Source organism: Promicromonospora sp. NPDC052451 (assembly GCF_044547525.1).
Taxonomy (GTDB): domain Bacteria; phylum Actinomycetota; class Actinomycetes; order Actinomycetales; family Cellulomonadaceae; genus Promicromonospora.
Window position 1 is genome coordinate 366,053 of sequence record NZ_JBIUAP010000006.1, and the last position, 25,785, is coordinate 391,837.

Annotated in this window: 27 protein-coding genes; 17 read left to right on the forward strand and 10 right to left on the reverse strand. The window is 67.8% G+C overall.

The genetic code is table 11. The features are described from left to right. Positions 1-90: 90 nt before the first annotated feature. The 8 genes from ACIG47_RS13390 to ACIG47_RS13425 are packed head-to-tail and all read left to right on the forward strand — an operon-like array spanning position 91 to position 7,342. On the forward strand, positions 91-624 hold the full coding sequence (locus tag ACIG47_RS13390; RefSeq protein WP_397431322.1) for a DUF4254 domain-containing protein: 534 nt from the start codon (positions 91-93) through the stop codon (positions 622-624). Next, positions 621-2,492, forward strand: a complete 1,872-nt coding sequence (locus ACIG47_RS13395; RefSeq protein ID WP_397431324.1) for a hypothetical protein — start codon at positions 621-623, stop codon at positions 2,490-2,492. The genes ACIG47_RS13390 and ACIG47_RS13395 overlap by 4 nt, the downstream gene beginning before the upstream one ends. Next, positions 2,489-3,043: a phosphoribosyltransferase gene (locus ACIG47_RS13400; protein WP_397431326.1), complete on the forward strand. Its 555-nt coding sequence runs from the start codon at positions 2,489-2,491 to the stop codon at positions 3,041-3,043. The genes ACIG47_RS13395 and ACIG47_RS13400 overlap by 4 nt, the downstream gene beginning before the upstream one ends. Further along, on the forward strand, positions 3,022-4,098 hold the full coding sequence (locus ACIG47_RS13405) for a glycosyltransferase family 9 protein (protein ID WP_397431328.1): 1,077 nt from the start codon (positions 3,022-3,024) through the stop codon (positions 4,096-4,098). The genes ACIG47_RS13400 and ACIG47_RS13405 overlap by 22 nt, the downstream gene beginning before the upstream one ends. Positions 4,099-4,103: 5 nt before the next feature. Beyond that, positions 4,104-5,231 carry a hypothetical protein gene (locus ACIG47_RS13410; protein ID WP_397431330.1) on the forward strand — a complete coding sequence of 376 codons (1,128 nt, stop codon included), beginning with the start codon at positions 4,104-4,106 and terminating at the stop codon, positions 5,229-5,231. Next, entirely contained in the window at positions 5,228-5,980 is a 753-nt protein-coding gene (locus ACIG47_RS13415) for an SDR family NAD(P)-dependent oxidoreductase (RefSeq protein WP_397431331.1), read from the forward strand. The genes ACIG47_RS13410 and ACIG47_RS13415 overlap by 4 nt, the downstream gene beginning before the upstream one ends. After that, complete coding sequence (locus ACIG47_RS13420; protein WP_397431332.1) at positions 5,977-6,588, forward strand: histidine phosphatase family protein; 612 nt, start codon at positions 5,977-5,979, stop codon at positions 6,586-6,588. The genes ACIG47_RS13415 and ACIG47_RS13420 overlap by 4 nt, the downstream gene beginning before the upstream one ends. After that, complete coding sequence (locus ACIG47_RS13425; protein WP_397431333.1) at positions 6,575-7,342, forward strand: TylF/MycF/NovP-related O-methyltransferase; 768 nt, start codon at positions 6,575-6,577, stop codon at positions 7,340-7,342. The genes ACIG47_RS13420 and ACIG47_RS13425 overlap by 14 nt, the downstream gene beginning before the upstream one ends. Before the next feature lie 35 nt (positions 7,343-7,377). On the opposite strand, the gene ACIG47_RS13430 is transcribed toward ACIG47_RS13425, so the two are convergent. Next, positions 7,378-7,854, reverse strand: coding sequence for an NUDIX domain-containing protein (locus tag ACIG47_RS13430; RefSeq protein WP_397431334.1), 477 nt, complete (start codon positions 7,852-7,854; stop codon positions 7,378-7,380). Between the two features lie 253 nt (positions 7,855-8,107). Here ACIG47_RS13430 and ACIG47_RS13435 point away from each other — a divergent pair, with 253 nt between their 5' ends. From ACIG47_RS13435 to tyrS, 4 genes are all read left to right on the forward strand, one after another. Beyond that, positions 8,108-8,419 carry a hypothetical protein gene (locus ACIG47_RS13435; RefSeq protein WP_397431335.1) on the forward strand — a complete coding sequence of 104 codons (312 nt, stop codon included), beginning with the start codon at positions 8,108-8,110 and terminating at the stop codon, positions 8,417-8,419. Between the two features lie 121 nt (positions 8,420-8,540). Next, complete coding sequence (locus ACIG47_RS13440; protein ID WP_397431336.1) at positions 8,541-9,212, forward strand: GNAT family N-acetyltransferase; 672 nt, start codon at positions 8,541-8,543, stop codon at positions 9,210-9,212. After that, entirely contained in the window at positions 9,209-10,459 is a 1,251-nt protein-coding gene (fxlM, locus tag ACIG47_RS13445) for a methyltransferase, FxLD system (protein WP_397431338.1), read from the forward strand. Before ACIG47_RS13440 ends, fxlM begins: the two co-directional genes overlap by 4 nt. Positions 10,460-10,712: 253 nt before the next feature. After that, on the forward strand, positions 10,713-12,101 hold the full coding sequence (tyrS, locus tag ACIG47_RS13450) for a tyrosine--tRNA ligase (protein ID WP_397431340.1): 1,389 nt from the start codon (positions 10,713-10,715) through the stop codon (positions 12,099-12,101). A gap of 242 nt (positions 12,102-12,343) precedes the next feature. Here the strand turns inward: tyrS and ACIG47_RS13455 are convergent, their stop codons facing one another. Further along, entirely contained in the window at positions 12,344-12,835 is a 492-nt protein-coding gene (locus ACIG47_RS13455) for a GNAT family N-acetyltransferase (protein ID WP_397431341.1), read from the reverse strand. 413 nt (positions 12,836-13,248) lie between these two features. Between ACIG47_RS13455 and ACIG47_RS13460 the strand changes: the two genes are divergently transcribed. Further along, the gene (locus tag ACIG47_RS13460) at positions 13,249-14,181 is read left to right on the forward strand and encodes a hypothetical protein (protein WP_397431343.1); all 933 of its coding nucleotides are present in this window, start codon (positions 13,249-13,251) and stop codon (positions 14,179-14,181) included. A 31-nt stretch (positions 14,182-14,212) separates the two neighbouring features. Continuing rightward, a complete protein-coding gene (locus ACIG47_RS13465; RefSeq protein ID WP_397431344.1) occupies positions 14,213-15,307 on the forward strand; it encodes a ParB/RepB/Spo0J family partition protein in 1,095 nt (364 codons plus the stop codon). 112 nt (positions 15,308-15,419) lie between these two features. Here the strand turns inward: ACIG47_RS13465 and ACIG47_RS13470 are convergent, their stop codons facing one another. The 4 genes from ACIG47_RS13470 to ACIG47_RS13485 all read right to left on the reverse strand — a co-directional run bounded on the left by ACIG47_RS13470 (position 15,420) and on the right by ACIG47_RS13485 (position 18,876). Continuing rightward, positions 15,420-16,232 carry a hypothetical protein gene (locus ACIG47_RS13470; protein ID WP_397431346.1) on the reverse strand — a complete coding sequence of 271 codons (813 nt, stop codon included), beginning with the start codon at positions 16,230-16,232 and terminating at the stop codon, positions 15,420-15,422. A gap of 37 nt (positions 16,233-16,269) precedes the next feature. Continuing rightward, complete coding sequence (locus tag ACIG47_RS13475; protein ID WP_397431347.1) at positions 16,270-16,971, reverse strand: hypothetical protein; 702 nt, start codon at positions 16,969-16,971, stop codon at positions 16,270-16,272. Continuing rightward, positions 16,968-17,756, reverse strand: coding sequence for an ATP-grasp domain-containing protein (locus ACIG47_RS13480; RefSeq protein WP_397431349.1), 789 nt, complete (start codon positions 17,754-17,756; stop codon positions 16,968-16,970). The genes ACIG47_RS13475 and ACIG47_RS13480 overlap by 4 nt, the downstream gene beginning before the upstream one ends. A 136-nt stretch (positions 17,757-17,892) precedes the next feature. Further along, entirely contained in the window at positions 17,893-18,876 is a 984-nt protein-coding gene (locus tag ACIG47_RS13485) for a hypothetical protein (protein WP_397431351.1), read from the reverse strand. Positions 18,877-19,219: 343 nt separating this feature from the next. Here ACIG47_RS13485 and ACIG47_RS13490 point away from each other — a divergent pair, with 343 nt between their 5' ends. Next, positions 19,220-20,047 (forward strand): hypothetical protein, encoded by an 828-nt coding sequence (locus tag ACIG47_RS13490; protein WP_397431352.1) that lies wholly within the window; start codon positions 19,220-19,222, stop codon positions 20,045-20,047. A gap of 236 nt (positions 20,048-20,283) precedes the next feature. Then, complete coding sequence (locus ACIG47_RS13495) at positions 20,284-20,496, forward strand: helix-turn-helix domain-containing protein (protein WP_397431354.1); 213 nt, start codon at positions 20,284-20,286, stop codon at positions 20,494-20,496. Between the two features lie 82 nt (positions 20,497-20,578). Here ACIG47_RS13495 and ACIG47_RS13500 read toward each other — a convergent pair whose 3' ends face one another. The 3 genes from ACIG47_RS13500 to rnhA all read right to left on the reverse strand — a co-directional run bounded on the left by ACIG47_RS13500 (position 20,579) and on the right by rnhA (position 23,995). Further along, positions 20,579-21,886, reverse strand: coding sequence for a tyrosine-type recombinase/integrase (locus ACIG47_RS13500; RefSeq protein ID WP_397431356.1), 1,308 nt, complete (start codon positions 21,884-21,886; stop codon positions 20,579-20,581). A gap of 191 nt (positions 21,887-22,077) precedes the next feature. Further along, positions 22,078-23,481, reverse strand: coding sequence for a dihydrolipoyl dehydrogenase (gene lpdA / locus ACIG47_RS13505; protein WP_397411578.1), 1,404 nt, complete (start codon positions 23,479-23,481; stop codon positions 22,078-22,080). A 76-nt stretch (positions 23,482-23,557) separates the two neighbouring features. After that, positions 23,558-23,995: a ribonuclease HI gene (gene rnhA, locus ACIG47_RS13510; RefSeq protein ID WP_397411770.1), complete on the reverse strand. Its 438-nt coding sequence runs from the start codon at positions 23,993-23,995 to the stop codon at positions 23,558-23,560. Positions 23,996-24,133: 138 nt separating this feature from the next. Here rnhA and ACIG47_RS13515 point away from each other — a divergent pair, with 138 nt between their 5' ends. After that, positions 24,134-25,000 carry an LLM class flavin-dependent oxidoreductase gene (locus ACIG47_RS13515; RefSeq protein WP_397431358.1) on the forward strand — a complete coding sequence of 289 codons (867 nt, stop codon included), beginning with the start codon at positions 24,134-24,136 and terminating at the stop codon, positions 24,998-25,000. Positions 25,001-25,136: 136 nt separating this feature from the next. Here ACIG47_RS13515 and leuD read toward each other — a convergent pair whose 3' ends face one another. Next, complete coding sequence (leuD, locus tag ACIG47_RS13520; RefSeq protein WP_397411582.1) at positions 25,137-25,772, reverse strand: 3-isopropylmalate dehydratase small subunit; 636 nt, start codon at positions 25,770-25,772, stop codon at positions 25,137-25,139. Positions 25,773-25,785 lie beyond the last annotated feature (13 nt).

Sequence of the window (25,785 nt, forward strand, 5' to 3'; positions counted from 1 at the left end):
CCGCTGACACGACGCTGGTCATCACGACGACGCAACGTCGACGGCCCGGACCTCCGGGCGGCAGCAACCACTGGAGAGAGGGCGATCCGGATGGACAGCGCAACCACGTCAGAAAAGGTCGAGCGGGACCTCGTCGTCCTGCCACGATCCGCGACGATCATCGAGGCGTTCCGCAGCGAGAACGAGCAGAGCGACGGCCTGCTGCGCCTGGCCGCGCACCTGGCGCGTCAGCACCAGCGCCAGTGGGACGCCGAGACCATCAGCCGGGACACGACAGCCGCGGATGCGGCGGTCGCCACCTCGAAGCGGACGATCGACTCACTCAACACGGCCCGTGTCACCCTCGTCGAACAGGTCGACGAGTACGTCGCCTCCAGCTCCACGGCCCCCGACGACGCACCGCTGCACACCGAGACGGTGGGGTCCGTGATCGACCGGCTGGCCATCGCCTGGGTACGCGCGAACAAGCTGATCGACGCCGGAGCGAAGGACCGTGCCCGCCAGGCGCTGCACCAGCTCCGTGAGCTCGCCGACGCCTACGACGACCTGGTCCGGGACGTGGCGGGCGGATCGCGTCGGGTTCCTGGCTGGCGTCATCTCAAGCACTATCAGGCGGCGTCATGAGCGCGGCGGCCGTGGCACACCCGCTGAGCCTGTCTCTTAACGGGGTCGACAACGTCGGCAAGACCGCGCAGCTCTCCTGGCTCGCGCGAGCTATCGACGGAGCACACCATGTTGGCTCCGCCGACAAGTGGCACCGCCGGTGGGCCGATCTCGCGGGCGAAGGCTTTGCCCAGTGGTGGTTCGAGGATTCCAGCACCGCTGAACACACCGCCCTGATGTTCACCAGTCACGTCGCGCGCCGTGAGGCGAGCGGTCCGCTGGCACTGGAGGACCGGGGCCTGCCGATGATTCTTGCCGCGTGCGCGGCAACCTCCGCGGTCAAGGACGGGCTCACGCCCCAGAGCGCGCTCGACGAAGTCACGCGCATCACGCGTGACCTTCCCCAGCCTGCGCACCGGCACGAGGTGCACCTCTTGCTGCGGCGGCACAGCGACCCGGCGCAGGAGGCGGCGATGTCGCTCAAGCGGGAGTCCGAGACCGTCGGCGACCGGTACCGGGCCTATCAGGAGGCGCTGGCCCAGGTGCTCGCGCTCCAGGTCGAGCAGGGCGCGTACGACATGGTCGTCGACCAGCGGGACGCGCCGATCCTCGACGTCCAGCGCGCGATCCGTGCCCGGATCGCCGACATCGGCGTCGCGGTCGAGTCGTTGCCCGACCCGCAGCTCGAACGTATCTGGGTTCTGGGCGGGATGTCCGAGTCCGGCAAGAGCACCGTCGGTGAGCTGCTGCGTGACGAGCACGGGGTGGCGCGACTCAAGACCGGCTACCTCCTGGAGATCGCTGCGCTCCGGGCCGGAGTGAGCGACCCGTACGCCTGGTCCGAGGCGGAGCAGGCCGGCCGCCTCACCGAGGAGATCTTGCGGTTCGCCGCCGCGACGAAGGCGAGAGCGATCAGCCTGGAGAGCGCACACCGCTTCGAGCAGACCGTCAGCCTTCGCAACACGTGGGGACCGCGCTGCCAGGTCGTCTACGTGGACGCCGCCCCGGAGACCCGCGCCGAGCGCGCCGCCGAGAGCCGTGCCGAGCTGCGGGAACGTGACGCCATCAAGTCGAACCGGGGAGCTGGTCGCATCCTGGACGTCGCCGACCACGTCCTGGACAACTCGGGACCGCTCGGCAACCTCAAGTTCGCCGTCGAGTCCATGGTCCGCGGCGTGCACACGGCACTCGTGACGCCTCCGTCGTGGCGCCCGCGCAGCGACGACGAGTGGCTGCAGAAGGCGGCCCACATGCTCACCGACGACGCCGTCACGCTGGTGATGGCGACCGGCAGCACCGGGACCCAGCACTGGGTCGAGGGGTGGAGTGATGTCGACCTGCTCGTCGTGCGCGACGAGCTGTCGGCTGAATGGCTTCGTCAGGCCACGGCGCTGCTGACCCGGCCCGGGATCAAGGTGGCGCTCAGCGCCTTCACCGTCGCGGACCTGGCAACGCACCGTGTGCCGCCAAGGGTCGTCCATTCACTCCGGGGCGCACGGACCGGCGCGGGCGTCCTGTACCGGCGCCGCGACTACGCGATCCCGCTGCCAGCCTACCGGGAAGACGACGCGGCGAGCAGGGGCGAACTCGGCCTCGTCCTGATGAACACTCGACGCCTCCTGGCCACCAACGACCTCGACACACGGGCCCTCTACAAGCACCTCGTGATCGTCGGCCGTGTTCTGCTCCGTGCGGACGGGATCGACGCCCAGACTCCCTCCCAGGTCTTCGAGGCCCTGACCGACACGCACCCCCGCCTGCGGTGCACGCCGCCTTCTCTCGACGAGGTCGTCGCCGACCCTCACGGCACCGACGTCCGGGCGCGGCTCGCGCACGCCGCCGAGAACCTCCTGCGCTACGTCGACTCGATCGGAAGGACCGCCCCATGACCGTCACCGACTCCACCGCTTTCACCGCCCAGCGCGTACGCCGGCTCGGAGTACCCGAGCACGCCCGGGACGTTCGCATCGTCCACGACCTCGACGGGATCCTGGACCAGGTCACCCCCGATTCACTTACCGCCACGGGCGACGCCCTGTGGGACCGGTGGGTGCACGAGCCCGCGTTCGTCGCGCCCGACGTCCTGCTCGGCCTGGACGCCGGCGGCATCCTGCCGACCGTTGCGGTCGCCCTCGCCAGCAGTGTCCCATACCGGCTGGCGTGGAAGCTCGACCTCGATCTGCCCCACAAGGCCCGGTTCTCCGAACCGCACGCCCGTCGCACCGACGTCTACACCTACGGCGACCTGCACGGAAAGCGGGTCCTGATCGTCGACGACGAGATCACCACCGGACGCACCCTGGCGAACCTCATCGCGGTCCTGCGCGCGGGCGGTGCCGCCGTGACGGGTATCGCCTGCCTCATCGAGGACACGTCAGGTGACGCACGCGCCGTCATGGAACAACTGGGGGTGCCGCTGTGCACACTGACACGCATCTGACCACCATCTATCCGCCCGTCCCAGTGACGGCTTCCGGTGGACGCACGGTGGTGCGCCGGGAGGACGCTCCGCTCGGCCGAGTTCTGCCCTACCACCACGGCCAGCACACCACACTCCCCACCCGGGTCAGAGCCGAGGCACCAGGCTGGAGCGTCGACCTCGGCACTGGTGGGCTCGGAGACGTGCTGCTCGCCCTGGGCGCCGTCACCGCGTTCGCGGACGCGTTCCCCGCCAGCGAACCGACCTATCGCGGTCCACGGCCGGAGCTGTTCGCACGATGCCGCTTGCCGCTGCGTACCGTGCCGAACAACGGTGGTAACACGGTGGGCGCCGAAGGCCCTGGGCAGTACACGTTCGACGCCGTCCCGGAACGACCGCCGACCTGGCTCGACCTGCGGGATGACGACCTGGTAGAGGTGCACGCTGCCCTGCCCATGCGCTACTACCTCGAGGTCGAGCAGCGCCTGGGCCGTGAACTGCCTCGAGCGTCCGCACCACTGCCGACGTTCACGGGTACCGGCGCGCTGGATCCGTGGCACGTCGTCTTCATCGCGGCGACAAGCATGCCCGGCCGTAAGGACTACGGACCGGACGGGTTTGACGAGATCGCCCAGTATCTCGCCGACGCCCGCCCCGGCCCGTGGCGCTTCACCCTCCTCACCGGCAACGGCGCCTCACCAACACAGGTATCGACCGGCCTCGACGTCGTTGCCGGTCTCGACGCCACGGACTGCCTTGACCTGTTCGCGACCGCAGCACTGGTGATCGGCAACGACACCGGCCTGACCCACCTCGCGGCCCTCACCGAACGCCCCGACGGCACGTCCCCACAGGTGATCGGCTTGTACGGACGGCACCCGTACACGAAGTGGACGACAGGGCGGAGCAACCACCACGCGGTAGCCACACTGTTCTCCCAGATGCTCGCCCACGCCGACCGATGCCCCGTCCGTGACCAGCTCGACGACACAGTCTGGGGCAGCGCATCGGACCTGCGCCAGATACCACCTGCCGAGATCGCCAGGTTCGCGCTGCAGAAGCTGGACAGGAGGTGACATGCATGCTCCGGATCTCGAACCATCGTCGCTACACCCACAACCACACCTGGCACCTCGACGCCGCGGGCTGGCCGCTGTTCGTCAAGGTCAACCCCAATCGCGCCGAGGCGCGTCAAGAGCTCGCCGGGCATGCGGCGCTCGACGCCTACTACCCGATTCCGGCACTCCGCTGGGCCGGATCACTGGGTCCCTGGGCAGTCCACGTATTCGACCGGTCGCTGCACCAGGACGAGGGCGGCAGCTTCCTCGTGGACGAGATCTCGCGCGCCGAGACCACGCGAGACTGCGCGCGTCTCGACCTGTTCCTGGACGACCTCCTGACCTACTACCGAGACACCCTCCTCAGCACTGCCAGGCACATCCCCGCCAGCCGCGTCGTCGGGAAGCTCTACGGAGAGCGCCTACGCCCCGGCGGACGCATCGACCAGTACTACGGCCAGGGCTCGCCCTGGCCGTTGTCCACCGGCGACGTCTTCCCCGCCAACCTTCGCGCAGACGTGAACGGTCGCCCTTACGTCGTCGACCTGCCGGCCATCGTCGGACGGCTCCGCGCCGACTTCGCCACCGACAACCGCGTGTGGGCGGCCGTCGCACAAGGTGACCCGACCGACTTCAACATCGGCTGGTCTCCGCGCTCAGGACCCGTGTGGTTCGACTACGACACCGGCGGCCTGAACGCCGTCGCCGGTGAGTTCGCCTGCTTCCTGATGTACCAGGTGCTCCACGGGACATGGCTCACTCCGCGGTACGACCGCAACGCCTACGAAGACCACGCCGAGGCACTGCATCGCTCCATGTTCCGCCGCCCGCGGGTCTACGCCGAGCAGTCGGCCGCCGGCCTGACGATCACCTACGCGTTCACCCCCGGACCGGTGCGGGCTCACGTGGTCGGTCGGTATCTCGCCGAGGTTGCCCTGCCAGTCGCGAAAGCGCTCGGCATCCGGGATCTCTGGGCGTGGCTCCGCCCCTACCTCATCGCACGAGTCCTGGGCGTATACGACATCACGCGCCTCGACCGTATCGACGCCACTTTGTCGCTCGCGCTTCTCGCACAGCTCGCCGACGACGACGTCAGTCCCACCATCCCGTTCCCCTGCTTCGCCACGACATCCACAGGAGCGACCCGATGAGCGCACTACGACCAGTCGCGATCGTTACCGGGGCGGGTAGCGGGATCGGCGCTGCGATCACTGCCCGGCTTGCGCCGGACTACGACCTGATCCTGACCCACCTCAGCGACGATGCCGACTTCGCCCGCATCACGACCGAGGCGCACTGGCACGGTGCTGCGGTCAGCACCGTCATGGGCGACCTGACAGATGTCGTCACGGTCGACCGATTGCGTGCTCTTGTCTCCGAGCACCACGACCGGGTCGTCGTGCTCGTGTCGAATGCCGGTGCCTATCCCCGCATCCCGTGGGCCGAGCACGACGGCGAGGCGTTCCGCCGACAGATCGACGTCAACCTCACGACACACGCAACCGTCGCACACCTGGCCACGCCCGCCCTGCGCACCAATGAGGGGGGACGGATCGTCGCGATCTCATCGGTCCTGAGCCAGCTCGGCCGCATCGACCTCGCCGGGTACATCGCTGCGAAGGCGGGGCTGGAGGGTCTGACCCGCGCGCTGGCCCGCGAGCTCGGGCCGGATGGTGTCACCGTGAACTGCGTGCGGGCCGGATCGATCGAGGTACCCGCCGAGCATGGGGTGGTCGCCGATCACGAGGCGATGGTCGTGCGTCAGCTCGCTCGCCAAGCAATCCAACGACGAGGCACACCGGACGACGTCGCCGGCGCAGTGTCGTTCCTGCTCTCCGAGGACGCCGCCTTCATCACGGGGCAGTGCCTCACGGTCGACGGTGGGTGGCATCTGTCGTGAGCGCCACCATCACCTGGATACGACACGGAACCTGCGCCGACGGCTTCCACCGCCCGGAGGCGCACGCCCGTCCACGAAGCCTGCTTACCCGCCTCGGAGCACGACAAGCGGAACGCGCAGCGCAGACTCTGCGAAAGTCCGGGTTGACCAGTGGCGTGATTGCCTCCAGCACTCTCCTGCGTGCTCGAAGCACGGCCCGGATCGTCTCCGAGCTGACCGGCCTGACGCTGTCTCCTGCGGACTCCACGTTCGACGAGTGGCGCGCACCGACCTGCGTACTGGGCAGATCACCTGCGCAGTACCCGGACGCCTACGTCGAATGGCGCAGCAGAAGAACCACAGACCCGAAGAGCGCACTGCCCGGCGGCGAAAGCCTCGTCGAGTTCCACGGACGCGCGCGCCGGGCGATGGCCGCCGCCGAGCTCCTGGCAGAGGCCGGTGCGCCCGTCGTCGTCGTGTCGCACCGCCTCCTGATCGGTGCCGTCGCAGCAATCAGCGCGGGCACGGACGATCCGGTGGCCGTGTTCAACCACGCACGGCACTTCGAACTCCGCCCCGCGGAGGCATGGACCCACGAGAAGAGAGGCACTCCCTATGCACCAGCGTGACGAGACCCTGCTGCCCCACGAGTCTCCCCGTGAAGCCGAGACCCGCAGAGCCCTTGCCGAACACCTCGCGACCACCCCGATACCACCCGACGAACTGGTCGACAACATCGGGCTCTACCTGCGGCGACGGCCCCTGGCCGATGTGCTCACCATGGACGCCTTGTACCGCATGGCTCGCGACGTCCCCGGCGTGATCATGGAATTCGGCGTCCACCGCGGTCGGCACATCGCCACGCTCACCGTGCTGCGCGGAATTCACGAGCCGTACAACCCGCACCGCAGGATCATCGGCTTCGACACCTTCACCGGATTTCCGGACGTCAGCGCCCACGACACCCCCCAGAGCGCCGTGCCCGGCCGGTTCGGGCTCGGCAGCGACTACCCCCACCATCTGCGCACCGTCCTGGACGCTCACGAGAGCGACGAGCCCCTGGGACACATCCGCCGCACGCTGCTCGTCCAGGGAGATGTTCGCGAAACGCTGCCGCGCTACCTGGCCGACAACCCACAGACGGTCATCGCTCTCGCGTACTTCGACCTCGACCTCTACGAGCCGACCCTGGATGCGCTCAAGGCAATCCGGCCCTACCTCACCCAAGGCAGCATTCTGGCGTTCGACGAGCTGGCCCACGCCAAGTGGCCAGGCGAGACATCCGCGCTACGCGACTGGCTCGGCACGGACGTCTCAGCCCTTCGGACCATTCCCGGGTTCGCAACTCCGGCCTATCTGAGATGGGAGAGCCAACGTCGGTGACCTGTGCCCGCGCGCGGGCTCTGCCGGGATGAGTGTCAGGCGGCGAAACCAGCCTCAGCTAGCAGTGCATCACGATTCGCGAGCACGAACTCCTTGAGCACCGCGGGCTTAAGATCGATCGCCTTGAGCGAGTCATCGCTCAAGGGCACGTAGTCCAGGTCGTATCCGCCGCGCTCAGGCTTGGTGAACTCCGACCCGTACCGCTCAGTCAGGTTCAGCGACGTCAGCCGAGCGACGAAGAAGTGCTGGATCGCCACACCGACGTCTGTAGGGTCCGAGGCGAGAAAGACCTGCTGGTAGCCGTCAGCCGTCGCACCAAGTTCCTCAGCAAGCTCACGACGCAACGCGGCCTCGACGGAGGCGTCGAACGCCTCGACTCCGCCGCCGGGAGAAGTCCAGTACGGGTCGTGACCGGGCTTCGTCCGCTTGATCAGGACCATCCGCCTCTCGTCGTCGATGACGATGCCTCGCGCCCCTCGACGCCCAACTGCAACAGCCCCCGCAGCACCCATGTGCGATCTCCTTCTTCATCGGCGGGTGACTCTCGCCCCGCCCACTGACCTGGCAGGCAACAACGCTATCCGCGCGGGGTCCCCCGAAGCCGATGCGGAACGTGGTGTGCGTCAGCGGTTCGACACACGTTCAGCACGCTAGCCCTCCAGACGGGAGTCCGGGCTATACCGTTGATGGCGCGGTCGGACACACGATCGACTCACAGGGCCCACCTGGATGGGGCCGCATAAATCCCGATGGGAAGGTTCACGCGTGTCTGACGTCGTGGCGATCAAGGACCAGGTGGAGGCGGCCGTGCGGGCCGCCCTGACCCGGGTGCTCCCGGCCGAGCTGGCCGGCACCGACCCGGTGGTCCGACGATCCGACCGCGCCGACTTCCAGGCCAACGGCACGCTCGCGATCGCCAAGAAGGCCGCACGCCCGCCACGAGACATCGGGGCCGACGCCGCCGGGCATCTTGACGGGTTCACGGCCAAGGTCTCGGGTCCTGGATTCCTGAACATCACCGTCCGGGCTGGAGCTGCTCGGCATCCCGGCACCCCAGAGGATGTGACATGTCGGTAGGGAACGCAATAGTGCCACCACCCCAGCGATACATCGGGCAGATCACGCTGAGGCCAGGCAGTTACGACGCGCTTCGGGCCGCCTCTTGACCGGGCAGGTCAGGGCCGCTCTGAGCGCCGCTATGCCGACGTTCGGGCTCCGCATCCGGTGGGACGACCTGGAGCTGCATCTGCCCGACGATGCCGAGGCGCTCGCACTCGCCGACCTCGCCGCAGATGGTGTGCACGACCCCGAGGTCGCCTCGTTCTCCTGGCCGTGGACCCGCGGGACACGCCAAGACGTCGTGCGGCATGTGCTCGCCCACCAGTGGAAGAACCGTGCCCGGACCGCAGCCGACGACTGGACGCTGTCGCTTGCTGTGTTCCGGAGCGGCGAAATCGTCGGAGAACAGCAAATCTCGGCGAAGAACTTCCAGGTCACCCGCTCGGGACTTACCGGGTCCTGGCTCGGGCTTCGACACCACGGCCAAGGCATCGGCACCCGGATGCGACTCGTGGCGCTGCACCTGGCTTTCGAAGGGCTCGACGCGGCGGAGATGGTCAGCGAGGCGTACGAGGACAATCCAGCCTCGAACGCCGTGTCCCGCCGTCTCGGGTACACGGCAAACGGGTCGCGAATTACCGCCCGTGAGGAGCGCTCGGTCATCGAGAACAGCTACCGGATGACCCGAGCGGTATGGGACGCCCGGTCGGTCGGTCTGCGTGCCGAGATCGCGCTCGAAGGTGTCTCATCGGTCCGCCAACTGTTTGGGATCGATCAGCCGAAGCGACCAGCTCCCGAGGGGGACACATGACGCAGACCGATGCGCAGATCGACAGCCAGTCCGAAGCGATGTCGAGTTCAGAGGCCTTGCGCGAGCGGATGGTTGCGGAGCTCATTGAGTCCGGGGTTCTCACCGACCCGGCGATCGAGGCCGCGTTCCGTGCCGTTCCACGCGAGGTGTTCGCGCCAGCCGGCACTCCGATCGAGGTGCCGTACGCGATCCATGACGCACTGCGGACGCGGTTCACGGACGACGGCAGGGCTCTGTCCTCGCTGTCCGCACCAGTGATGCACGCGGGTAACTTGACCCAAGCCCAGGTCCAGTCAGGTCAGCGAGTGCTGGAGATCGGGTCCGGCGGCCCGAATGCCGCCATGCTTGCCCACCTGGTCGGCCCCACCGGCACGGTGGTCAGCGTCGACATCGACGAAGGAGTGACCGCCCGCACCCGCGCAGGCCTCGAACAAGTCGGCTTGGCCGACCGCGTCGAGGTGGTCACGGCCGATGCTGCTGAGCACCTTGGGCGTGGTGTGTTCGACCGAATCATGGTCACCGTCTCTCCCTGGAGCCTGCCCCCAACCTGGGTCGAGCAGCTCGCACCCGACGGGATCCTGGTCGTCCCGCTCCAAGTCGCTCCAGGTCTGCAACGCATCATCGGGTTCCGCAAGCAGGACGGACGGCTGATCTCGGAGTCGACCGTGCCAGGCGGCTTTGTTCCACTGCAGGGCGTGGGGCTGTTCAATCCGCCGTCGGTTCTGCTGACGGGCCCCTCTGGCAAGCCGGTCACGTTCAAGTTCACCGACGAGATCCCCAAGTCGTTCGGTGTTTCGGACCGTGTCCTGGCCTCCGACCCGGTCGAGGCATGGTCCGGCGTGATCTACAAGAACCGCACCATCTGGCTCGACCTGCTCACCTACCTCCTGGTCCGGCCGGACGCCTGCGCGATGGAAGCCGAGGACCCCGCAGACCGCGGCTCGGACATGTCGTTCTACCCGGCCCTTGCCGATGGGGCATCGTTCGCTGCCCTGCACCGCCGCCCCGCCACCGAGACCACGCTCGAGGTCGGCGCGATTGGCAAGGGCCCCGACGCGACCAACCTCACCCGACGACTCGCGGACGTGATCGCCCGCTATGGTGCCCACCACCGCGGCGCCGAACCGCTCTTCCAGTGGTGGCCCGCCGGTACCGAGCCAGACGACGATGCCTCATCGTCACTGGCGATCCTGCCACGCTCAAACGGCACGCTCACGATCAGCTGGCCCGAGACAAGGCACCAGTAACACGCCGAGCCGTCCGCGGGCGGGTGACCATCACTCGCGCAGTCCCAGCTCGCAGTGCTGCGCGGACACTCCTCGAAAAGGCCCGCGGTGGCGCCGAGAGGTCCACGACCCGGCCGACTACCTCACATCCCACATTGACCTTTGGCCACGGCGGCAAGGCTCTCATGATCGATCTCAAATCTCGGCCGGGCCGCCTCGCCGATAGGGTCCACCAGCACAAACTCACCACTGACCTCAGGAGCAGCAGACGACCATGACCCGCCTCGCCCAGTCCGTCCAGACCGCCACCACGCTACTGCGCGGAGCGGACCTGGCCGGCTATCAGGCGGTCACCGACCTGCTCACCGAGACAACGGCCCGCCGCACGATGGACCTGTCGGACCTCTCGCCGACCGAGCAGGCCGAGCTGATCGCAGCCCGCACGCAGCAGCTCCAGCCGTCCACGGCCTCGCTTGCCGAGCGCGTCGCCAAGGCCGCTGCCGAGAACCGGAAGTTCATCGCGAAGTTCGGCATCGACCCGACCGGCTCCGAGGTCCACCTCGGCCACTCCGTACCGATGATGCTGCTGTCCCGCTTCCAGCGGATGGGTCACCAGGTCGTCTTCATCGTCGGTGACGTCACCGCGAAGATCGGCGACCCCTCGGGGCGGTCCGACGAGCGCCCGGCGCTGACCGACGAGGACATCGCCCGGAACCTGGCGACCTACAAGGATCAGGTCACCCCGTTCTTCGACTTCTCGCACGCCCAGTTCCGCTACAACGGCGACTGGCTGCGCGACGTGAAGCTTCCGCAGATCATCGAGATCCTCGCGAAGATCCCGGTCTCGATGCCACTACAGCGCGAGGACTTCCGCAAGCGGCTCGAGGCCGGCCAGGGGCTGTCGATGGCCGAGCTCATCTACTCCGTCGTCATGGCCCTGGACTCGGTCGAGATCAACAGTGACGTGGAGATCGGCGGGATCGACCAGTTCCTTAACATGCAGATGTGCCGCAAGGTCATGGAGATCAGCGGCCAATCCCCCGAGATTGTCGCGGCCACCTCGCTCATCGAGGGCACCGACGGCACGGGCGCGAAGATGTCCAAGTCGCTGGGCAATTACGTGCCTGTCGCGGCCCCTGCCGGCGAGATCTTCGGCAAGCTCATGTCGGTGCCGGACCGGCTGGTCGAGCCGTACTTCTGCGCACTGTCCGAGTGGACCGATGCCGAGCTCGCCGTCGTCACCGAGCGGCTCGAGGCCGGGACCCTGCACCCGATGGACCTGAAGAAGATCCTCGCGGGCGAGGTCACCGCTGCGATCCATGGCGTCGACGCCGCGATGAAGGCCCGTGAAGAGTTCACCGCCCAGTTCTCGAAGCGCAGCTTCAGCGACGTCTCCGACCTCCCGGTCGTGGCAGACCTCGGCGCATCGGTCACCGAGATCGTGAAGAGCCTCGGATTCGCGAAGTCGAACGGCGACGTGCGTCGCGTCGCCGAACAGAACGGACTGCGGATCGTCGTCGAGACCGATGGTGGGCAGGAGCAGACAACGCTGACGCCGGACGACGCCCGCGAAAGCTTGGTGACGGTACTCGCGGGGATCGACACGACGGCCGGCGAGGTCTTCCTCAAGGTCGGACGCAAGTTGTCCAAGATTGTCGGCTGATTCCATGGTCGGCCGTGCCGAGGAGAGGTTCCGGGTGGTCGGCTTCAACCTTTCGGAACCCTGGCCGCAGCACCGAGCGTTCCCGCGGGCCGCACGCATGGCTCACTCATCGAATCACCATGACACCTGGCCCAAGATGCGGCGGGCCCCGTCGGTGCGCACACCATGGTGTGCGCACCGGTGGCTCTTGACTCTCTCCGCGCGTCGCACACGACGAAGAGCACGTCGTAGGCCCAACGGGTCTACCGGACCATGCGGATCAAGGCGAAGTTGAGGTCATCCGTGAACCGGGCACCGTCCGGCGTGAAGCCGTGCTTCTCGTAGAACCGTCGGGCACGTGGGTTGGCGTCGGCGACCCAAAGTTCGGCGGGCACCGTGGGCGGTAGGACGGTCTCGAGCAAGAGCGCGCCGATCCCGGTCCCGTGGCGCTCGCCGAGCACGTAGAGCGCCCAAAGCTCATCGGTTCGGACTGGTGGCGGGACGTTCTTCTTCCTCCGCGTGGGGCCAGCCTTGACGAAGGCCACCACCTGTTCGTCGACGACGGCGACCGCGAGGTTCCCCGGACCGTCGGACAGCCGTTCGTGCCACCGCTGCGCGCGCCGCTCGACGGTATCGCTCTCCCAGTGCTCCGCCGGGAGTAGATCGGAGTACGTCTGCACCCAGGAGGTGTGGTGCACGTTGGCGATCGCCTCGGCGTCGTCGAGGACCGCGGGTCGCACCTGGGGCTCACTCATCGGCTCACGATGGCACCCGACTGCCCCTGCCCGCGAGGCTTTTCGGGAGCATCCGCCGACGAATTGGTGTGCAGGCCCTGACCAGGACGTACGCGCTGCACACCGGCAGGTGTGCGCCTGGTGTGCGCTCCAGGGTGTGCGGAAAGCGTGCGGCCGATCGACACAGTGGCCCTATGGACAAGAAGCCGCACGTTCCCCCTGGCGGTCCCGCTCCGCTCGGCGACCCGGGCACTCAGCCCGGCCCACGGCCGCCGGCCCCCGCCACCAATTTGCACGAGTTGGGGGACATCAACGACCCGTGTACCGGCCTGCGCAAACGTCATCTCCCCCGGTCGCCGGGGGCGCAAGATTCGCGCTCGGGTGGACGTCACGGGGTACCTCGACAGGTACAGGCGCATGTCACGGTGCACAACATGAACACCACCGATCTCACGATGCCGACGCTCCCACCGGATCGACCGGCCGGGCCACGGGGATTCGCTTCACCGGAAGGCCTACGTCAGCTCCTGTTCCGGCTGCGTGATGCAGGTCCGGATGCCTGGGCCACCGACCCGGAGGCGGAGGCTCTGCTTGACCACTGCGCCCACCGGTTCGGTGCGCTGGCTCGTCGCTACCGACAGTCTTCGCACGACGCCGCCGTGGCCGCGTTCGAGGTGCTGCGCGCCGCTGCGACGGCGCGTGCCGTCGACCCGTGGGCGGCGGTGACCAGAGCGGTGCAACTGACCATACAGGCGAACGAACGCGCCGACGCTCTGCTGTGCTCCACCGGCAAGGCTCGACGTCTGATGTCCGGCGGGCACCATGATGTGGTCCGGTTCGGCGAACGTGAGGACGGCGAACGCTCCTGGACGGACCACCTCGACACGGTCACTGCTGTTGGACGTCGACCGCCCGATTACTCATCCACCCGCGCGAGCTCGGTGAACGGTGTTGCCCCCGGGGAGATTCCGGTAGCCGTAGCGAACGTCGTCGAGCTGCTCGTCGCGCTCGGCTGGCCCCGCTCCGTCGCCACCAACGGCCTGGACTACGTCTGCTCCCGTCTGGGCGAGGCCGGCAACCCTGCCACCGCGTTCGAGTACCTACGTCGCGACCCGACGCCGTTGACCCTGCTCGATATTCCACACCGCTCGTGGACGGCCCTGTGCCGCGTCGTCTTGGGACCAGACGACGGCCTCGGTCACGTCACCGGCCTCCTTCGCCGCATCCTGTCCGGCGAACCGATCTCCGCTCTCCTGGCGGACCAGCGGCTTGTGAACCAGATCGTCCGTTCAGCGCCTCAAGGACACGGGGCTGCGACCCCCGCAGCAGATCAACCGATCACGACGAGGACGGTGCGCAATGCCTGACGAAACCAGTACCCCGGCTGGGGCTCTCACTGTGACTGTCGACTCGATCGTCGTCGGTGCCCGACACCGCAAGGACCCCGGCGATCTGGATGCGTTGGCCGCGTCGATCGCCCAGCTCGGCCTGCTGCAGCCCGTCACCGTCACGCCGGACCGGGTGCTGGTGTGCGGGTGGCGGCGTCTGGAAGCCGTCAAGCGCCTGGGCTGGAAGTCGATCAAGGTCTGGGTGCGCTCCGGGATCTCCGACCCGGTCACGGCTCTGCTGGCCGAACGCGACGAGAACGCTCAACGCAAGGACTACACCCCGTTGGAGAGGGAGGCCCTGTATCGCGAGATCAAGGAGCTACTCCGCGAAGACGCCGCACGTCGTCAGGCCGAGACCCGGTTCGGGGGTGCACGGCGCAACGAGAATAGGAAGACCGGCAAGACAGGTGCCGCTGGTGGAGTCCACCGGACCTCACCGGTGCGACCCGACAACCTGATGGAGGTCGCGCAGGATCACGCTGGGCAAGGCAAGGTCCGGGAGCAGGCGGCGCTGATCGTCACCGGCCGCAAGTCGCAGAACACCCTCGAACGCCTCAGCATGCTCGTCGACCTCACCCAAGACGCTACCCAACCGGACCACATCCGCGACCTCGCCGCCGAAGCCCTGGCACGGATCCAGGACGGGCACCCGGTCTACCCCGAGTACGAGGCCGTGCGTGCGACTCTCGCCGCTAACGACCCCGACCAGCAGACCATCGAACCCGTGACAGCCGCCGACGTTCAGGAGCTCCTGGCCGCGGTGAGGAAGAACGAGAATCGCCCTCACACCTCAGACAACGGCAAAGGCGGATGCAAGGACCGCGAGACCGGTCATCCCAACGACAGGCGGCGCGCTGGCCTGGCCAGCCTGCGTCAGTGGGCCGCGATCTGGCCCGGCCTCAAGGGCTGGACCAACCAATACGACCCCGCTGTCATTGCCACGAACGCCTCCGAGACTGACTGGACCACCTTTCACGAGGTACTCGCCGAGAGCAACGCGTTCGCCCGGCGAGCGCTGACCGCACGAAATGTGAACCGGCAAGCGATCGATGCTCATGGCGACCAAACCCTCTTCGACTCCGTCGACGCGTCGGACCACGAATGAGGATGAGGGCGATGCACAGGCAGACCATCACTTGCTGAGGCCCGCCGAACAGTTCACCGTCCCGACACGGCCCCGCCCGACGGTAACGGTAGGGCTCGTTGTGAATCGCGCCTTACTGGTGGCCCTGGCCGAAGGTCAGCAGGTCGGTCCGCATCTGCTGGGTCTCTGGTTCCGGCCCGTACGTGCGGTCACGGATGTCCAGTGCTCGCAGCACCAGAGCACGGTCGGCCTCGCCGATCTGGCCGGTCAGCCGTAGCAGCACAAACCCTGCGCTAATGACGATGTCGTTCAGGTCGACGTCGTCCTCATTAAGGTCGGCCGGCACCAGTGGAGCGTCCTCAAACCACTCGGGCGCAATCTGCGTCAGCGTCGAATCGCTGTCCAGCTCGTCGGCCCGCTTCACCCACTCGGCCAATAGGTCCCAGCCCTCGTCGTTGCCGAAGGGTGCGAAGTCGTCCGCTGGATCGTCGTAGATCGGATCCCGGAAGTGTGCGGCGAAGTCCGGGTGCTTCGGTCCGAGGTCGGCGTCCTCGTCGCCCACATCCGTCGTATCCATGACACGCATGATCGCACCGTCGGCATTGCCGTTGTGAACGAACGTGCTGATGTCGTCGAGAGCGTTCGCGGCATTGCCACGAGCCTCACTGCCTTCGAGAAGGTCGCGCAAGACAGGCGTGACCTCGTCAAGGTCGATCTGCCCGTGCACGCGAGCAAGGTGTCCGACCGCCAAGGCCGCAATCGAGCGGACCGAGCCGTCTGCATCCCGCATTAGCTCGACGAGTTGACTTTCCATCCATTGCCGATCCGGCTCGGTCAAGGCGAGCGCGATCGCCGCTTCGCAGATGATTGGCACGTCATGATCCGCTCGTGCCTGCTCAAGGTCATCTCGACCGAGAGGAGTCGGCTGACGGTAGACGCGCTTCACTGGATTGCCCTTCAGGACGCCCGGGCACAGCGGCGTGTCACTGCCATTTGCTGCACACATTGAGAGAAGCCGTCGAGGCGCAGCGACCGTCCTCGTCAAACGGGCAGCTCCACAGCGCGGCCCTGAACAGGGCGACCAACACGGCGTGGTGTCCAGGGACGTACTCGTCGGCCCAGCCAGCTAGCCGGTCGAGGAAGCCTCGCAGATCGCTCTCGACATCGACCATACGTTCGCGCATCTCTGCTTCCGACGTGTTGATGTACCCGGCCTCGGGACGTTCGTCGTCGACATGCAGCCGCAGGACGCCGCCGCCGATGCGCTCAGCGGAAGGGCTCGGGTCGTGTCCGTGGAAGCCCCAGACGCGCCCACCAGCGAGGAAGTCGTGGACGCACGACAGGATGTCGAGGTCCGCGCAGCATCCCGGCAGGACTACCACTCCGGTCCGGCTGTCGGTGATGCGCAACCCACCGTCCACGGAGGGAACGTCATCCTCTGGGTGCCGGGTTGCGAGGGCCAGGCTCACGTACTCCTCGGGTGTGCGAGCCTTCGTGGCGGACTGGAAGTACCAGCTCGACAGGAACGCCTCCACCGTGGCCCCGACCTCGGCCTCGAGCATCTCTCCGGAGGCACGGAGGTACGGACCGCCGGCGGATACCTGCGTCGGCCACAGGTCGAAGTCGGCAGACGTGTGGACCTCGAAGACCACTTCGACGGTCAGCGGCGTCGATCCCGCCGTCACCGCATCCCTCCTTCCCTCAGGGTGGCCCGCGCGGTAACCGGACCTACGAACGCCTTGTCGTGAGGCGACAGGTCACCGACGGGAGCGGCTGCGCGCAGGATGACGTCGAGCGCAGCGTCGACGTCGGACAGGTAGATCCCTAGCGCCCATGCCGCGTTGGCTTCGATCACCACGAGCCGGTCGTCGAGCATCCCGACATCCACGACGATCGCCGACGGCAACGTCTCAACCACCTCGCCGATCAGCGCGGCCGCAGCGGGGATGAGCTCGGCAGGCAAGGGCCCCAGATGCAAGCAGCCGTGGACTGCGTACTGGCTGGAGGCGTGCATCATCCCGTCCAGGACGTGGAGTCGAAACTCCGCGGTGAAGGAGACGATTTCGGCCACCAGGACGAGCGTCTCCGGGTCGACGGCGTCGACGCCGGGTAGGCGGGTGCCGTCGGTGTAGGCCATGGCCCGCAACGTCTTGTCGTTCGGAGCTTTGACGAACGCCGGGTAACGCAGGGCCCAGGCGTCTCGGATCGGCATCGCGGTGATGGTTCGTCCGACGACGTCGTAGGGAAGGTCCGCCAGACAGGTCGGCGGCGCTTCGAGGCACGCTATGCCTGAGGCCGGCGCGATCGCGTCGGCGAACGTCGGGCCGGCATGGAGGTGGTGGGCCACCAGGTCGTCGGGGAGGTGCGCCGCCGCCGGTTGCACCGTTGTCAGGCCACGCGCTTCGGCGGCCGCGCGTACGGCCTCTGCCGACGCCGTCAGACGAGAAGGAAACACCATGGTCCGGAGCACCCGCCGAGGGTGCCACATCACGAGGTCTGGGCGCCCGGTCTTTCGGCGCCGAGGCGCGCAGAACCGTTCGCAGAAGCCAGCACCGTTCGGGGCCAGCGGCGGTAGTACGCGCTCCAGCCAAGTGATGCGGCTGGTGCTACGCCCGAGTGTCGATCACGACCACGATCGCTGTGGGCGTCCCGGCCGCGTCGAGCTCCAGGCGCACGGCAAACTCACCGTCGCCCACCGATGTCATCGCCATCATGACGTCGGCGCCGCCGACCGAGATCGTGCCTACCTCGTGCTCGTCCGCGCGGACCTTGGCCATCGCCTGCCAGTGGTGCGAATGCGGCCGGAAGTCGAAGTTGAACATCGGCTGCTGCCCATTCGATCGCCGTCGCGAATCCAGGTCGAGCGCCCGGTTCAGCGCGTCCTGGAACGGCAGGTCCACCCAGCCGTAGCCGACGTCGCCCGGGTCGGTCACGCGCGGCGCGTCGAGCTCGACCGCGAGCTGCGCCTCGTCCCGACCCCAGAACACGACGTCGGCCAGGCCATCGATCGGGTCCTCGTGCACCCATGAGCTGAGGGCGTCAGCGTCGCCGATCATGAGGCGGGCATGATCGACGCGCAGCTGGCCGAGCTCCCGGGTCTGGGCTGTCGGTGCGTCTATGAGCACGATGCGGATCTGTGTCCAGGCCCAGTCACCGGCGGTCGCGGTCACGCGAAGCGTGCTGCTGGCGGAGATTCCGCCGACGGAGATCACCGGTACACCGAAGTTCAGGAAGGTGTGATCACCGCTGGCGATCGCGTGCCGAACCCGCTCGCGATGCGGGAACTGGTGCGGCAAGACCTGGAGGCCGGCGTCGAGCCCCGCCTTCTTGCAGTGCTTGGCGAATGCATCGGTGATCTCCTCGACGCCGTGGGTCGGGATGTCATAGAGCCTGGTCCCGGGCTGCCGATCGAACGAACGTGCCGCGGCACTGGCATCGGGTCCGACGATCTCCATGTCCACGGCGGGACCCGGCCGCGCCGGGACGTCCTCGGGGCGACGGTCACCGGACCATAGGCTGAGGTAGCCGCCATCGGTCAGCACGAGCTGTCCCGAAGGGCAGGTGATCTTCCCGAGTTCAACGTCAGCCATGGTCCGGGAGTCTAGGGCTCATCGCGGTATCCCCAGGCATCCCGGGGCAAACCACTCAACATCACAGCCATCCGCGGTCACGCCGAGCTCAGATTCGCTCATGCCGGCGAACCACCAGTCACCGACCGTGACCAGGGAGCCAAGATGTCCCTCACAGATGAGCGCGATTACCGAGCCGCTCTTTCGACGAGATCACCGACCGAGCTCCCAGCGTTCAGCGGACCCTCCATGTCTGCCGGCCAGGGACTGTCAGTGACTGCGGGTACCGTCCACGGCACGAGCCCGGCTCGTACGAGGCCAGTGGGTCGATGATCGACATGAGGCGAAAGGCTTGGTGGCGGGGATGGGATTTGCGGATATTAAGGATCTGGTCGAAAAGCTGTCCGGCACTTCGTGGGATCGGGTCCTGGCTGGGTTCGTCTACGGCCTCGCCAGCGGCTGGTTCTGGTGGGCAGTGCTCACGTCGACTCGTCCGAGATCTCCTCTCGACGGCTTGACCCGCCTGCTTGAGACCCTCGCGATCACACCTCCCGCATGGATCAGTGGTGCCGCGTCCTGGATAAGTCACCCCGGACGTGCCGGTCTCGTCTTCGCCATCGCCGTCGGTGCCGGGCTGGCCGCCACGATCTACACGGGGATCAAGGGCACCGGCTCAGCGGCGGTATGCGTGATCCTCACCATGGCCGCCCTCCAAGGCGGAGGCGGAACCGCGGTCATGATCACGCTGGCGACCATAGCAATCCCAGCGGGGCTGTCGGCGCTGCTGGCACTCGTGCAGAATCGCGTGGGGGTTTCCGCGGAGGTTCGCCCGTTCGAGGCGCTGCTCGGTCATCACACCGGGCCGGTCACGGTCCAGGTGACGCTCACGTCGTTGTTCCCCTTGTTGTTGATCCCGTTTGCACCGCTCGTTCTCGTCGTTATCGTGATGCAGCGTCTGAGCGCCGACCGCCCCATCGACGAGGCCGCAGCGCTGTCCTACAGTGCGCTTCACCGGGTTCACACGGGCTCGGCCGAGGACCAGCGGGTGGCGGCGCCTGCACTGATCCTGGCCGGGGCCCTGTTGACCGACCCACACGACAATGAGGCCCGCCAGGCCGCTGCTAGCAGCCTTCGCAGACTGTTCACCGGGCCGACCGGCGCAGCCCCGGTACAGCCGCCTCCCCGAGTATGACGATGCGGTGGGGCCAGGGCGTTCGGCACTGGACCGGCGTCGGCTTCCCGCGCCGGGATACGCCGAGCTCCCCGGGACCGCAGACTCCAGCTCCAGGCCTCAGCGCTGTGGTACTCGTGCGCACGCGCTCGGTTGCGAATCGATACCCCGTGAGCTCCTTCCGATTTCTTGTGCCTCGTCGCCGGAGTTCGCTGCACACCTGTGGCGTAGAGCCAGGACTTCCGAAAGGAGCCACCATGCCGCACACCAGCCCAGCACCCCCCCGCCCCACGCGCCTGGTCCCGCTGGCCGACGCCGCCGAGTACCTTCACGTGTCCGTCAAGACGCTGCGTCGCCGAATCGCAGATGGCACCATCGCGGGCTACCGAGTAGGCCGGCTCATCCGGGTCGACCTCGATGAACTGCCACAGAAACTTGTGGTCACGATCCCGTCAGCCCGTTCTGTGTGAACCCCAGACCGATGGCGGCATCGCACACCTCGCAATCAGCGTGGCTGGACCTCCGGATGAGAGAGGTCCAGCCACTTGAGCATCAAGCGGCCCTGTCCCCTTCAGACCTTGCGCGCTCCGTCTCCAGCCGGATCTCCTCCCCCGCCGTCACACTCATCCGCGCCGCGAGCTCGATGTCTCGAGCCATCGTCGCCTTCTGGTACCGCAGCACCACCGTCACGTCAGAGTGTCCGCCACGACGCATGAGCTCGGCGAGCGTCGCCCCCTCCTGCGCGATCCGCGTTAGCCCCGTGTGTCGCAGGTCGTGGAACCGGTAGCCGTCCGGAAGCCCCGCCACCGCACCCCGAGCGCCCGCCCAGATACCGTTCCATCGCGACGCCGACAGGTACTGGCTACCTCGCACTGCACCCGGCACCACCGGCGCCGTCCGTCCCCGCCCCACGTACTGGTCGAGGTGCTCGCGCAACCGCTCAATCATGAGCGGTGGAACGGACATGGACCGGCGGCCACTGTCCGACTTCGGGTCCGTCAGCTTGCCCGTACTCCCGTTCTTCTGCCGCCGCACGTGCAGGATCGCCGCGGTCCGGTCGCTGTTCCAGACGATGTCGTGCCGCTGCAGCCCCAGCACCTCCCCGCGTCGCAGCTGGCACCACGCGGCGAACAGCACCGCGATCCGCCAGGGCTGCGGCACGGCCTCGTAGAGCGCGTCGACCTGAGTCGGTGTGGCAACGTCGTCTTCCGGGGTGTGAGAGTCGTCGTGCCGCACGGACTTGCGGGTCGGCGTCGGCACGTCCGGCATCTTCGCGAGCAGCCCGTCACGCACCGCCGCCCGGAGGATCATCTTCAGCACGTCAACGGCGTCGCCCGCGATGCCGTTGTGCTTGGCGTCCTCCTTGAGCACCGAGGGCATGGCGACGAGCTTGATCACAAGCGCACGCACCCGCTCCGTGTCGATCTCCCGGACCTTCACGTCCCCGAGCGGCGCCATGAGGTAGTTGCGCACCCGCCCTCGGTACGCGAGCACGGTGCCCGGCCGGCGGAGCTTGCCGCCCTTGCCGGGCTCGATCGCAATGCGCTCCAGCCACCGCTCGGCGTACTCGCGGAAGGTCACGTCCCGCGCCGCTGCAGCCTCGGCGGCGGCCCGGCGCCGTCGGACAGCCTCGGCGGGCGGAAGCCACTCCCCTCGGCTGATCGCCGCGTGCACCCCGTTGAGCCACTCGCGGGCGTCACCCTTGGTGAGGAACGTCAGTGGCTTGTCGTCCTCCGTCCGCGCCGAGTAGGTCTTGTCGTCCGGCCCGGTGTAGCGAGCCTGCCAGCGCTTCGAGGGCAGCTTCCGCAGGCTCCCCCACGCCTCGCGACGCTGCCTGGCCGTCGTATCGTCCCTGGTCATTGCCATCGGTCAACCTCCTGGTTCGTGTCCGTCGTCGTGCCATCCCCGTGCCATAAGTGGCGGGAATTTCGGACCGTTCACGTCCATAGGTGTCCACGACACCCCGGCACGCGAAGAGGCCCAGATCCGCGGAATTCCGCGGATCCGGGCCTCTGACCAGGTTCGACTCCCGAGAAACCGGGAGACCGGTCTCAGAAGTTGATCATGTGCCCCGCAAGCCCATGGATCGACTCCTGCACCGACTCCGACAGCGTCGGGTGCGTGTGCACGTTCCGCGCCACCTCGTCCGCCGTCAGGTCCCACTTCTGCGCCAGGGTGAGCTCCGGCAGCAGCTCGGAAACATCCGGCCCGATCAGGTGCCCGCCGAGCAGCTCGTTGTACTTCGCGTCGGCCACGAGCTTGACGAAGCCGGTGGTGTCGCCCAGGCCGTGCGCCTTGCCGTTGGCCATGGTCGGGAACGAGGCGACCTTCACGTCGTAGCCCTCGTCGCGGGCCTGCTGCTCGGTGAGGCCGAACGAGGCCACCTGCGGCGAGCAGAACGTCGCGCGCGGCATCATGCGGTAGTCGCCCAGCGTCTGGGTCTCGGCCCCGGCGATGGTCTCGGCGGCGACGACGCCCTGCGCCTCCGCGACGTGCGCCAGCATGAGCTTGGCGGTGACGTCACCGATGGCGTAGATGTGCGGCACGTTGGTGCGCATGTAGTCGTCGATGTCGATGGCGCCGCGGTCGGTGAGCTGCACGCCCGTGTTCTCCAGGCCGAACCCGCTGACGTTGGGCGCGAAGCCGACGGCCATGAGCACCTTGTCGACCACGAGCTCGCCCGGCTTGTCGTCCTTGACGCCCTTGTACGAGACGGTCACCGACGAGCCGTTGTCCTTGACGGTCTGCACGGCGGTCGAGGTCAGGATGTTCACGCCGAGCTTCTTGTACTGCTTGGCGATCTCCTTGGAGACGTCCGCGTCCTCGTTCGGCAGCGCACGGTCGAGGAACTCGATGATCGTGACGTCCACGCCGTAGTTCTTCAGCACGTAGCCGAACTCCATACCGATGGCGCCGGCGCCGACGATGGCGATCGACTTGGGCAGGTCGCGCGTGAGGATCTGCTTCTCGTAGGTGACCACGTTGTCCGAGAGCTCGACGCCGGGCAGCAGGCGCACCTGCGAACCGGTCGCGATGATCACGTTGTCGAAGGTCACGGTCTCGCTGCCGCCCTTGTTGAGGGCCACCTCGATGGTGTTGGCGTCGCGGAAGGTGCCGCGACCGTCGTACTCGGTGATCTTGTTCTTCTTCATCAGGAAGTGGACGCCCTTGACGCGGCCGTCCGCGACGGTGCGCGAGCGGTCCCAGGCCTTCCCGAAGTCGAACGAGACGTCCCCGGCCATGCCGAAGAAGTCCTTCTGGTGGGTGAAGATGTGGGCCAGCTCGGCGTTGCGGAGCAGAGCCTTGGAGGGGATGCAGCCCACGTTGAGGCAGACACCACCCCAGTACTTCTCCTCGATGATCGCAACGGACTTGCCGAGCTGGGCAGCGCGGATGGCGGCAACGTAGCCGCCGGGGCCCGCGCCGAGGAGAACGACGTCGTAGTGGGAAGCCATGGGTCAAGGGTATTAGGGCGCGCCAATCGTGGTGACGTGACGTCGGTCTCGTTGTCCGGACGTGCCCCGACCTGCGTCAGCGCACGCTGTCGACGCCCTTGTTCGCCAGTGCGTCGGCCCGCTCGTTGCCCGGGTCTCCGGCGTGGCCCTTGACCCACACCCAGCTCACCTGGTGCTCGGCCACCTCGGCGTCGAGCGCCTGCCAGAGGTCCACGTTCTTGACGGGCTGCTTGCTGGCCGTCTTCCAGCCGTTGCGCTTCCAGCCCGCGATCCAGGTCTTCATCCCGTTCATCACGTACGACGAGTCGACGTGGATGATCACGGTGCTCGGCCGCGTGAGGGCACGCAGGGCCTCGACCACGGCGGTGAGCTCCATGCGGTTGTTGGTGGTGACCTTCTCGCCGCCGAACAGCTCCTTCTCGTGCTCGCCGAAGCGCAGCAGCGCACCCCAGCCGCCCAGGCCGGGGTTGCCCTTGCACGCGCCGTCGGTCCACATCTCGACGGTGCCCCGCAAGGGGGTCGTGCTCTCGCTCACGCTGGTGCCGTTCTTCTCGGCGGTGCTGGTCACGGCCTCACCCTAACCATGTCAGTGGTGCCGCGTAGCGTGGTGGCAGACGTCGGAGGACCAGCCCCAGGCCAACGGAGGAACAGCATGAAGTTCGGGTTCATCAGCAGCTTCGGCACGATCGACCAGCACGTCGCGCTCGCCCGCGAGACCGAGGAGCACGGCTGGGACGGCTTCTTCACCTGGGACGCGATCAGCATGGACGGCGAGTGGGCCATGCCGGTCTACGACCCGTTCGCGGTGCTGGCCGCCGCGGCAGCCGTGACGGAGCGCATCAGTCTCGGCGCCATGGTCTTCGCGGTCCCCCGGCACCGGCCGTGGGAGCTCGCGCAGCGCGCCCTCACGGTGGACCGCCTGTCGGGCGGCCGCCTCGTGCTGCCGGTCGGCGTGGGCGTGCCCGACGACCGCGGCTTCACCTCGGTCCCCGGGCAGAGCACGGACCTGAAGAACCGCGCGGCCCTGCTGGACGAGACACTGGATTGGCTCGAACGCTCCTGGTCGGGCGAGGACTTCGAGTTCGACGGCGCCCATCTCACCACCGGCCCGTTCCGGTTCCCGGAGCGACCCGTCAACGGCCGCATCCCGGTGTGGCCGGTCGGCGTCTGGGACGCGGAGCGCCCGCCCGCCCGGAACCTGCGGCGCACGCTGAGCTGGGACGGCATCGTCCCGCAGCTGCGCGGCAGCGCCGACGACCTGACGGTGGACGACATCGCCGGCCTGGTCGCCTGGCTCACCGAGCACCGGTCCGAGGTGGAGCGGCGCAGCGGTGCCGACCGGCCCTTCGAGGTGATCCTGCAGGGCAAGCTGTCGGCCGACCGCGAGGAGGCAGCCAAGCAGGCCCGTGCCATGGCCGACGCCGGGGTCACGTGGTGGATCGACTCCTGGTGGGACCCCCAGAGCGACACCCCGGAGGGGCTGCTGGAGAAGGTGCGCCAGGGACCGCCGAGCCTCTGAGGTCGACAACGGCAGGACAGCTCGCAGAACAAGCAGCCCGTAGAACACACAGGTCGAGCCTGCCCGGACCCAAAGATCCCGACAGGCTCGACCAGCAGCAGACGCTCGGCTCCGGGCGACAGCAGCCGCCCCGCCGTCAGACCGGCCGCGCCGCCTCGATCTCCACCGACGGCAGGTGCCGCGCCGGCAGCGTCTTGGGCCGCCACGCCGCGCGGGTCTGCTCGAACGCAGTGATGTCGGCCTCGTTCTGCAGGGTGAGACCGATGTCGTCGAGCCCCTCCATGAGCCGCCAGCGCGTGTAGTCGTCGATCTGGAAGGGCACCGTGACGTCGTCGGCCGTGGCGGTCTTGGCCTCCAGGTCGACGGTCACCTCCGTGCCCGGCTTGGTCTCCAGGATCTTCCAGAGGATCTCGATGTCCTCGGGCGAGACGATGCCCGTGACCAGGCCCTGCTTGCCCGAGTTGCCGCGGAAGATGTCGGCGAACCGCGAGGACAGCACGACGCGGAAGCCGTAGTCCTTGAGCGCCCAGACGGCGTGCTCACGCGAGGAGCCGGTGCCGAAGTCGGGACCGGCCACGAGCACGGAGCCCGCGGAGTAGGCGTCCTGGTTGAGCACGAACGACGGGTCGCCGCGCCAGGCGGCGAACAGCGCGTCCTCGAACCCGGTGCGCGTGACCCGCTTGAGGTACACGGCGGGGATGATCTGGTCGGTGTCCACGTTGCTGCGCCGCAGCGGGACGCCGACGCCGGTGTGGGTGGTGAACTTCTCCATGGTCAGCAGTCCT

Coding starts and splice junctions, on each gene's coding strand:
- ACIG47_RS13390 (WP_397431322.1), top strand. CDS start 91: ATGGACAGCGCAACCACGTCAGAAAAGGTCGAGCGGGACCTCGTCGTC.
- ACIG47_RS13395 (WP_397431324.1), top strand. CDS start 621: ATGAGCGCGGCGGCCGTGGCACACCCGCTGAGCCTGTCTCTTAACGGG.
- ACIG47_RS13400 (WP_397431326.1), top strand. CDS start 2,489: ATGACCGTCACCGACTCCACCGCTTTCACCGCCCAGCGCGTACGCCGG.
- ACIG47_RS13410 (WP_397431330.1), top strand. CDS start 4,104: ATGCTCCGGATCTCGAACCATCGTCGCTACACCCACAACCACACCTGG.
- ACIG47_RS13415 (WP_397431331.1), top strand. CDS start 5,228: ATGAGCGCACTACGACCAGTCGCGATCGTTACCGGGGCGGGTAGCGGG.
- ACIG47_RS13425 (WP_397431333.1), top strand. CDS start 6,575: ATGCACCAGCGTGACGAGACCCTGCTGCCCCACGAGTCTCCCCGTGAA.
- ACIG47_RS13430 (WP_397431334.1), bottom strand. CDS start 7,854: ATGGGTGCTGCGGGGGCTGTTGCAGTTGGGCGTCGAGGGGCGCGAGGC.
- ACIG47_RS13440 (WP_397431336.1), top strand. CDS start 8,541: ATGCCGACGTTCGGGCTCCGCATCCGGTGGGACGACCTGGAGCTGCAT.
- fxlM (WP_397431338.1), top strand. CDS start 9,209: ATGACGCAGACCGATGCGCAGATCGACAGCCAGTCCGAAGCGATGTCG.
- tyrS (WP_397431340.1), top strand. CDS start 10,713: ATGACCCGCCTCGCCCAGTCCGTCCAGACCGCCACCACGCTACTGCGC.
- ACIG47_RS13455 (WP_397431341.1), bottom strand. CDS start 12,835: ATGAGTGAGCCCCAGGTGCGACCCGCGGTCCTCGACGACGCCGAGGCG.
- ACIG47_RS13460 (WP_397431343.1), top strand. CDS start 13,249: ATGAACACCACCGATCTCACGATGCCGACGCTCCCACCGGATCGACCG.
- ACIG47_RS13485 (WP_397431351.1), bottom strand. CDS start 18,876: ATGGCTGACGTTGAACTCGGGAAGATCACCTGCCCTTCGGGACAGCTC.
- ACIG47_RS13490 (WP_397431352.1), top strand. CDS start 19,220: ATGGGATTTGCGGATATTAAGGATCTGGTCGAAAAGCTGTCCGGCACT.
- ACIG47_RS13495 (WP_397431354.1), top strand. CDS start 20,284: ATGCCGCACACCAGCCCAGCACCCCCCCGCCCCACGCGCCTGGTCCCG.
- ACIG47_RS13500 (WP_397431356.1), bottom strand. CDS start 21,886: ATGACCAGGGACGATACGACGGCCAGGCAGCGTCGCGAGGCGTGGGGG.
- lpdA (WP_397411578.1), bottom strand. CDS start 23,481: ATGGCTTCCCACTACGACGTCGTTCTCCTCGGCGCGGGCCCCGGCGGC.
- ACIG47_RS13515 (WP_397431358.1), top strand. CDS start 24,134: ATGAAGTTCGGGTTCATCAGCAGCTTCGGCACGATCGACCAGCACGTC.
- leuD (WP_397411582.1), bottom strand. CDS start 25,772: ATGGAGAAGTTCACCACCCACACCGGCGTCGGCGTCCCGCTGCGGCGC.